Below are 7,810 nucleotides of genomic sequence, written 5' to 3' on the forward strand. Positions count from 1 at the left end.
GCCTCAGCCGATCCGCAGAACCCCGGAGCATCTCAGGTACCCGCGCGCCGTATGTGCAGGTGGCCATCGCGGGGATAGGTGGGTGGTGCCGCGGGCAGGACGGTGTCGAAGTCGTAGCGGCCCTTCTGCGCGACCCGGCACGATGCCAGGTTGTCCACCTGGTGCAGGAGTTCGAGACGCTCCAGCCCGTCGGCTTCGAAGGTGTCGAAGGCCCAGTTGGTGAGTGCCTCCAGAGCCCGGGAGGCCACTCCCCGCCCGCGAGCGTGCGCCGCGGTCCAGTAGCCCACTTCGGCCGCCGCTTTGCCGGAGGCGACTTCCTTGAGGACCACGTTGCCCACCAACTGTTCGCGATCTGAACCGGCTTGTGTCTCAAGGACGGCGAAGCCGAACCGGTCCCCCGCCGCCCAGCCCTGCTGCTGGGCCCGCACCCACCGTGCCCCGTCAGCATCGTTGTCCACCACAGAGCTCACCCGCTGGCGCAGTACGGGATCCCGCCTCACCTCGACCAAAGCGGCAACATCCTCCATGCACCAAGGGCGCAGAAGGAGAGCGGGAGAGACCAGCGACGCGGCCACCTGAAGTACGACCGGAACACTCATCAACCGATCACCCTCATTGCTGTGTCCGGACGCGCAGAGCCTGGACGGACCAGTCGAATACCGGAGCCAGATTCTCCGGGGCCGGCCAGCCGTTGACCACTGCGAGCAGTTGCAGGTACCGCTCCCTGCGGGGGTCATTGACGCTCTCCAGCCGAGTCGCCAGCCGGTGGCGAAGCTCTACGTCGTCAGGGCGGCCGAGGAGTTGCGCGCACTGCGCCGTGAACGCCGTGACGATCGGGTCGGCCTGGGGCGAGGCCGGGTCGATGCCTGCGGCCAGGGCCGGGCCGACCTGGTCACGGACGACTGCGGAGACGTCACGGCACGGGCCCGTCATGTCGCTTCGGGTCTGGTCGACTGCCAGGTCCTGGGCCATCCGCCGCACGACGGCGCGGAAGCCCTGGTCCAGGGTCATTTCTGCCAACTCCACCCACGCCTGGACCTGCTCCGGCTCCGGGTTGTCGGGCAACTCGGGGGTCATCGAGCGCATGACCCCCGCGAATGCGGGGGCCGCGCCGAGACCGCCGAAGGAGGCGTCGAGAAAATTGCCGATCATACGTCTGCGTTCGTCCTCGGAAAGCCGGGCCAGCCGGTGCATGAGTTCCGTCTCCTCAGGTGTGGACCCGCGCTCGGCCACCGCCGTCAGCACCGCGTGCCGCAGGCGCAGGACGCGGATCTGCACTGCCACTGCTTCGGCGTGCGCCGCGGCGACCTCGGGCAGCGAGAGCTCGCGGTCCACGACCTTGCGGATCGTGGGAAGGTCCAGTCCCAGCTCGCGCAAGGTCCGCACGAGGTCCAGGCGAGCGACGGCGTCGATGCTGTAGAGGCGGTAGCCGGCCGGGCTGCGGTCCGTCGGCGCCACGATTCCGCGATCGGAGTAGAACCGAATGGTCTTGACCGTCAGACCGGTCCGTCGAGCGAGTTCACCGATCGAGTAGAGCGTGTCGCCGTCCATGCCCCCACCTTTGTGTCTCCCCCTACTGGAGACTCAAGTGCCTCCGCCTGGTCGACATACAGTAGGGACCCGCTCAGTCGGACAGCGGTGTGCAGTGCACGTTGTTCGCTCCGCCGCTCTGCTCCGAGATCCGCCCCCAGTAGCTCACGCAGTGCCCGGGGTGGCCGATGTACACCGGGCCGGCGTAGGTCGTGTAAGAACCGTCGTCGAACTCGGGATCGACGTCCTGAGCGTCCGTGATCGCTGCCATCATGGACACGGCGGTGCCGGGACGGGCGCGTACGGTCACCACGCAGTCCAGTCCGGTCGACGGGTTGTACGTCAGGTAGACGGTGCCCGCGGTACCGACCGAGGCCGAGTGGACCACCGTGTAGCCCGCCCCGCAGACACCGTTGTACTTCGCCACGGGCGTCGCCGCCCCGGCCTGCGGTGCGATGGCCCCCATGGCGCCGACCACCGCGGCGGTGACCGCTCCGACCGCTGCGGCACGCTGAATGATGTTCATGTGAATCCCCCGTTGTCCGTCGACTGCTCCGACAGCTTGTCGACCTCGAAGGGATTGACCGCCGTCACCCGGCCGGCGTTGTAGGCCATCGGCACCGGTTACGGAATCCGGACGTGGAGTGAACGGGTCCGTGGCTGTTGCTCCTCGAGAGACAAGACGTGACTATCCACCCTGATGGGTCCGACGGAACGCGCCCGGGGCCGCACCCGTGCGGCGGGTCAAGAACTCCCCGAAGTTGGTGGGTTCGGGGAATCCCAGTCGGCGGGCGATCGTCGCCACCGGTTCGTCGGTGTGGGCGAGCAGACGCTGGGCCTCGAGGGCGACCCGGGCGTCGATGACGTGCTTCACGGGCTGTCCGGTGGCGGCGGCGCAGGCGCGCGTGAGGGTTTTGACGGTGTACCCGAGGCGGTGGGTGTAGTCGGCGGCTCGGCGGGTGGTGGCATACTCGCGCTCCAGTTCGGCGCGGAAGCGCGCGTACACCTCGCCGCCCGCGTTCGGGTCGCCACCGCCGTCGGGGTGGGGCAGCCGGTCGATGTGCAACAGCACGGCGGCCAGGAGGAGTTGGAGGATCTCTGCCGAGACGGTCCCTTCGGGACGGCCGTACTCGGACCGCATCTGACCGAGCAGGGTCGACAGCACGGCGTACTCGGGACGCGCGCCCAGCTGCCAACAGGCCGGCCCGTACCACTCCTTCACCAGCCGGTCGGCGCTGCTGCTGTGCGGCGGGAAGGCCGGTGTGAACAGGAGGTGGGTGCCCTTGGCGGCTCCCGGTCGGACGAAGCGCTGCACCTGGCCGGGGCGGATCCACAGCAGGGTGCCGGGGGCGGCAGGGGTAGGTCACGAAGTCGACCGCGTGCTCCGCGCTGCCCTCCGTGGTCCCGCCGACGAACTACTCGTCAAGCTGCCCGCGCAGGGCGTCCTGATCGCTCAGGACCTCGTCTACAACGACGTCCACCTCTACCTGGGCAACAACGACATCACCGGCTGGCAGCACGCCCTCAGTACGTCTTCGCGGCCTCCGTGGCGCGGCTGTCGCTACGGCCGCCCTGCTCGTCCGGGGCGGACGCCACCCCGGCGGCGACGTACCCCAGCATCCCGTCCTGACCAACAAGCCCTCACTGCCGGGCGGGCGGAACGGACGCCTGTCGGTCGTCGGCATGCGGACCGACCGCGCGGGCCTGCTCATCGTCGCCGGAGGCGCCACGGGCAGGGTCTTCGTCTACGACACCCCGCACCCGGGCCCTGCTGCATGAGGGCAGCAGTTGAACAGCCGTTGGCCCGGCGATCCGCCCGCGGGCTACGCTGTGCTCCCTCCGCCCGTTGGGGGCGGTGGCACCGGAGTCGACGAAGTCAGTCGGACGGCATGGGCCGTGTCCGTTGAGGCTGCTTGCTCCTTTGGCGCTGAGGCGCCGCTCATTCGGAACTGTTCCCGAACTGCTGTCGTGTACATGACGCGACTTCGGTCCCTGACCGTCAGGAAGGGAAGCGACCATGCAACGATCGACTCGCGTGAAGGCCATGGCGGCACTCGCAGCAGCTGCCATGTCCCTCGCTATAGCACCGACAGCCTCGGCAGCGTCCTCCGGGACTGCCGCGCCCACCTGCGTCACCGACAGCGCGACGGAGAGGTACGGCCGAGGCGAGATCAGCATCTGTATCGAGAACGGACGGGCGCACGTCACCGGCTGGGTGGAGGACCTGATCCCGGGCGGTTGGTATGACGGGGAGTGCGTGGCCTGGTACATGACCTGGGAGACCGCCGCCGGAGACGACTTAAGCTTCGCTCCTGTGGCCTGCGGCCATGCGGGAGGTCCGTACGTGTCCTTCGACTACGACCCGTCGGACTGGTCCGGGGGGCCGCAGAACATCACCGGTGTGAGGAACGTGGTACTGGGCCTGTTCGACGCCTGAGTCCTGTAACCGTGCGGGCGCGGGAGACGCTGAGGCAGCGCCGTGCCTCGGACGCCTTGCCCTCCTTGGGGAACGGCTCACACCTCGGGCCTGGCGACTTCGCACAGCCGCTCGGCGATCCGCTGCCCTGGCCGGCAGCGGATCGCCGAGCGGCTGGTTCACGTACTGGCGCGAGGCCGGCATGTTCCGTTGCGTGTTCACACTTTCCGCGTGTTCTTGAGCAACTCACACACCTGCACCCAACGAAGCGCCACTCGCCCTGAGCCGCAGTTCCTCCTCCTGGGTGCTGTCGACGCGTTTCATGGCGAAACCCAGGATGGGCGGTGCCATGACGGAGGTGGCGACGGCGACGAGCACGATGATCGTGTACGAGGCGGTCGTCAGGATGCCCAGGCGGAGTCCGACCATCGCGACGATCACCTCGATCACGCCGCGTGCGTTCATCCCCGCGCCCAGCGCCAGCGCCTCCCAACGGCCCAGTCGGCTCAGTCGTGCACCGACGTACGCGCCCGTGAACTTGCCCAGGACCGCGACGACGAGCACGATGATCGCCGCCGCCAGTACGGAGGGCTTCGCCAGGGCACGCAGGTCGATCCGCAGGCCCGCCGTGGCGAAGAACACCGGTGCCAGCACGCCCAGTACGACCGTGCGCAGGGGCGCCGTCCTCGACGGCGACCACTCCCGGCTGGAGCCGATCACCATGCCGCAGACGAACGCCCCGAACACCGGTTCAAGGCCCAGCGCGTGCGTGCCCGCTGCCGACAGGAGCAGCATCGCCCCGACCGCTGCCACCGTCTGCTCGGCGGAGTCGCCGCTCCAGCGCAGGATGCGCCGTACCAGCGGTCTGCCGACCACCACGGCCAGGACCAGGACCAACACCAGGGCGCCGACGGCGTGACCGACGGTTGCGGCGGTCAGCCCGCCCACCGCCATCGCCGAGATCACGGACAGCATCAGCCAGCCGAACGCGTCGTCGATCATGCCCGCGGCGAGCGTCAGTTGACCGATGTCCCGGTGCATCAGACGCATGTCCATCAGCGTCTTGGCGATCACCGGAATGGCGCTCACACACAGCGCCACACCCAGGAAGAGCGCGAACACATGGGTGTCGGAGCCCGCGTCGAGCAGTCGGGCCAGCGGATAGCCGAGCGCGATGCCGAGTCCCAGCGGGATCAGCAGACCGGCGAGGCTGACCCGTAGCGCCGTGTTCCGGCGGCGGCGGATCATCCGCAGGTCGGTCTCCATGCCCGTGAGGCCCACCAGCAGCAGTACGCCGACCTGTCCGACCGTGTCGACCAGGTGCATCTGCTCGGGCTGCCTGGGCAGCAGCCAGCCGGCCGCGCCCGGGGCGAGCCACCCGAACAGCGACGGCCCGAGCAGCACGCCCGCGCACAACTCCCCGACGATCGGAGGCATTCCGAACCGTACGGCCAGTCGTCCGAGCGCGATGGCCAGCGTCAACAGGACGCCCACCGTCAGCAGGAAGAGCAGCATCGGGTGTGCGGCGATCGGCGCGACCGGCGCGGCCGACAGGTAGTCGGCCGCGGTCGTCCCGGACGCGGTCATCCCGAGGTCAGCCATGCGCACCTCGCGACACGGGCAGCGGCCGGGCCCACTCACCGTACTGGCGGAAGCCGTAGAGCAGGGCGCTGCCCCGGTCGTAGTGCTCGACGGCCCGTACCGCCCCGACGACGATCACGTGGTCGCCGGCGGGGTGGGAACGGACGACGGTGCAGTCGGCGACCGCGTGGGCGGCCTCCACCAGCGCGGGGCTGCCGGTGCGGGCGGACGGCTTCCACGCCACTCGCTCGAACCGGTCCGCCGCCCCGGAGGCGAAGAGCGCCGCCACGGACTCCGCGTCCCCGTGCAGCAGGTTCACCGCGAACGCCCCACCGGCCAGCACCGCGTCCAGGGTCGGGCTCTGGGCGCGCAGGCAGATCAGCAGCGTGGGCGGGGCCATGCTCAGACTGCACAGGGACGAGCACGTCATCCCCCACGGGGCGTCGCCGCCCCGCTGGGCGGTGACGACCGAGACTCCGGTGGGGAACGCCGCCATCATGTCGCGGAACTCGCCGTCGACCGTCTCGCGGCGGTCACCGCCGATCATCTCTCGGAGCTCACCGTCCACCGGCGCCCCCTTCTCCCCCGTGGCGGTCGGAACCGGCCCCCGTCGCTCATGCGCCATCACGCATCTTCCGGAAGTACTCGTTCTGCGTCGGCAGGCTCGCGACCAGCGTGCGGGCCTTGTCCTTGATGAGCTGGAACTCGGCGAGCGCGTCCTTCTCGTCGATGAGGTCGAGCGCCGGCGAAGGCCGTACGTCGATGCCGCCGGTGCCGAGCAGGATGCAGTTGTAGGAGTAGGGCGGCAGCCCGTGGTAGCGCGGGTAGACCGTGCCGGCGTCCGGGACCTTGCTCTCCCACTGCTCCAGCCGCTCGGCGAGCGAGTCGGGGATCTTGCGGGTGTTGGTGTCGCGCCAGTACTGGTTGTCGGCGCGCTTGGCGCCCCGGTAGTGCAGGACGAGGAACTCACGGACGCCGTCCATGACGTTCATCAGCGAGTTGTTGTACTGCTCGCGCAGCGAGGCGTCCCAGTCGGCGGCCGGGTAGTACTTGACGAGCTGCTCGATGGCGTAGTGGATGAAGAAGATGCCGGTGGACTCGAGCGGCTCGACGAAGCCGCTCGAAAGCCCTATCGCCACGCAGTTGTTGACCCAGCCGCGCCGGCTGCGCCCGATGCGCATCTTGATGTGGTTGGCGGGTACGTCCGCGGCGGCCGGGCCGACGAACTCACGCAGGGTCCGCTCCGCCTCCTCGGGCTCCAGGTAGTCCCGGGAGTACACGTAGCCGGTGCCGAGCCGGCTGATCAGCGGGATGGTCCAGATCCAGCCCGCGTCCTGGGCGGTGGCCGTGGTGCACGGCCGGATCGGGTCCTTGTCCATGTCCATCGGCACCTGCAGCGCGACCGCGCTGTCGTTGGGCAGGGTGTCCTGGTACGACACGAACGGCTCGCCCAGTGCCTTGTTGAGCAGTAGGGCGCGGAAACCGGTGCAGTCGACGAACAGGTCGCCCTCGAGGCGGCCGTGCTCCGCGGTCTGCACGTGCGAGATCCAGCCGCGCTCGTCGAGCCCGACGTCCTGCACGTTGTCGACGATGTGCCGCACCCCGCGCTGAGTGGCGTACTTGGTGAGGAACTTGGCCAGCAGGTGCGCCTCGAAGTGGTAGGCGTAGGGGAACTGGGCCCCCTGGTAGTCGGCGATCGTGGTGGGGAGGTCCTCGTTCTCCACGAACTCCTGTTCCAGCAGCCGCCCGTCGGTGTAGCGCGGGCTGCGCCCGGCGTCGCACAGGTTGGCCATCACGAAGCAGTCGACGTCGAACCGCTTGGTGGTCGGATAGCGCAGCCACCAGTCCGTCAGCGGGAAGCCCTTGACCGAGCCCAGTTGCTCGAACGGGTGGTAGAAGTGGTGTCCCGGCTCGCGCCAGTTCTCGAACCGGACCGCGAGCTTGTACGTGGCGTTGCAGGCCGGCATCCAGTCCCGCTCGGCCAGGCCGAGGAACTCGAAGAAGTGACGGATGTCGCTGAAGGTGGCCTCACCGACGCCGATCGCGCCGACGTCCGCCGACTCCACCAGGGTGATCTTGACCCGGTCGCCGAAGGCGGCGGTCATGTACGCGGCCGTCATCCATCCCGCGGTGCCCCCGCCGACGATGACGACGTTCTCCACGGCGGCCGAACGGGACTGATCTCTTGCAGGAGCATTCATGTTTTGTCACTCCATTTCGCTTGTTTTTCCCCATGTGGATCCGCTGCGGTCCCGCCCCCTGGTCGGGTCCGCAGTGGCGGGT

Annotated in this window: 7 protein-coding genes and 2 pseudogenes; 2 read left to right on the forward strand and 7 right to left on the reverse strand. The window is 69.1% G+C overall.

The window, feature by feature from the left end; translation table 11 throughout:
* Nucleotides 1-32: 32 nt before the first annotated feature.
* The 4 genes and pseudogenes from M2163_RS07095 to M2163_RS07110 all read right to left on the reverse strand — a co-directional run.
* Nucleotides 33-599: a GNAT family N-acetyltransferase gene (locus M2163_RS07095; RefSeq protein WP_280853725.1), complete on the reverse strand. Its 567-nt coding sequence runs from the start codon at nt 597-599 to the stop codon at nt 33-35.
* A gap of 13 nt (nt 600-612) precedes the next feature.
* Entirely contained in the window at nt 613-1,551 is a 939-nt protein-coding gene (locus M2163_RS07100) for a MerR family transcriptional regulator (protein ID WP_280853724.1), read from the reverse strand.
* 73 nt (nt 1,552-1,624) lie between these two features.
* Nucleotides 1,625-2,056 carry a spore-associated protein gene (locus tag M2163_RS07105; protein WP_280853723.1) on the reverse strand — a complete coding sequence of 144 codons (432 nt, stop codon included), beginning with the start codon at nt 2,054-2,056 and terminating at the stop codon, nt 1,625-1,627.
* A gap of 162 nt (nt 2,057-2,218) precedes the next feature.
* Nucleotides 2,219-2,930: pseudogene (locus tag M2163_RS07110) on the reverse strand (helix-turn-helix domain-containing protein); the annotation flags it as partial.
* A 6-nt stretch (nt 2,931-2,936) separates the two neighbouring features.
* On the opposite strand from M2163_RS07110, the pseudogene M2163_RS07115 reads away from it, so the two are divergent.
* Nucleotides 2,937-3,062: pseudogene (locus M2163_RS07115) on the forward strand (MBL fold metallo-hydrolase); the annotation flags it as partial.
* Nucleotides 3,063-3,547: 485 nt separating this feature from the next.
* Nucleotides 3,548-3,967 carry a hypothetical protein gene (locus M2163_RS07120; protein WP_280853722.1) on the forward strand — a complete coding sequence of 140 codons (420 nt, stop codon included), beginning with the start codon at nt 3,548-3,550 and terminating at the stop codon, nt 3,965-3,967.
* A gap of 225 nt (nt 3,968-4,192) precedes the next feature.
* Here the strand turns inward: M2163_RS07120 and M2163_RS07125 are convergent, their stop codons facing one another.
* The 3 genes from M2163_RS07125 to M2163_RS07135 are packed head-to-tail and all read right to left on the reverse strand — an operon-like array spanning nt 4,193 to nt 7,728.
* On the reverse strand, nt 4,193-5,548 hold the full coding sequence (locus M2163_RS07125) for a cation:proton antiporter (RefSeq protein WP_280853721.1): 1,356 nt from the start codon (nt 5,546-5,548) through the stop codon (nt 4,193-4,195).
* The gene (locus M2163_RS07130) at nt 5,541-6,095 is read right to left on the reverse strand and encodes a flavin reductase family protein (RefSeq protein WP_280853720.1); all 555 of its coding nucleotides are present in this window, start codon (nt 6,093-6,095) and stop codon (nt 5,541-5,543) included. The genes M2163_RS07125 and M2163_RS07130 overlap by 8 nt, the downstream gene beginning before the upstream one ends.
* Before the next feature lie 46 nt (nt 6,096-6,141).
* Nucleotides 6,142-7,728: a tryptophan halogenase family protein gene (locus tag M2163_RS07135; protein ID WP_280853719.1), complete on the reverse strand. Its 1,587-nt coding sequence runs from the start codon at nt 7,726-7,728 to the stop codon at nt 6,142-6,144.
* Nucleotides 7,729-7,810 lie beyond the last annotated feature (82 nt).

The sequence above is a fragment of the Streptomyces sp. SAI-135 genome (assembly GCF_029893805.1).
Lineage (GTDB): Bacteria > Actinomycetota > Actinomycetes > Streptomycetales > Streptomycetaceae > Streptomyces.

What these genes read in the sequence shown, in the direction of transcription:
- M2163_RS07105 (WP_280853723.1), bottom strand. Translation starts at nt 2,056, where the DNA reads ATGAACATCATTCAGCGTGCCGCAGCGGTCGGAGCGGTCACCGCCGCG.
- M2163_RS07125 (WP_280853721.1), bottom strand. Translation starts at nt 5,548, where the DNA reads ATGGCTGACCTCGGGATGACCGCGTCCGGGACGACCGCGGCCGACTAC.
- M2163_RS07100 (WP_280853724.1), bottom strand. Translation starts at nt 1,551, where the DNA reads ATGGACGGCGACACGCTCTACTCGATCGGTGAACTCGCTCGACGGACC.
- M2163_RS07095 (WP_280853725.1), bottom strand. Translation starts at nt 599, where the DNA reads ATGAGTGTTCCGGTCGTACTTCAGGTGGCCGCGTCGCTGGTCTCTCCC.
- M2163_RS07135 (WP_280853719.1), bottom strand. Translation starts at nt 7,728, where the DNA reads ATGAATGCTCCTGCAAGAGATCAGTCCCGTTCGGCCGCCGTGGAGAAC.
- M2163_RS07120 (WP_280853722.1), top strand. Translation starts at nt 3,548, where the DNA reads ATGCAACGATCGACTCGCGTGAAGGCCATGGCGGCACTCGCAGCAGCT.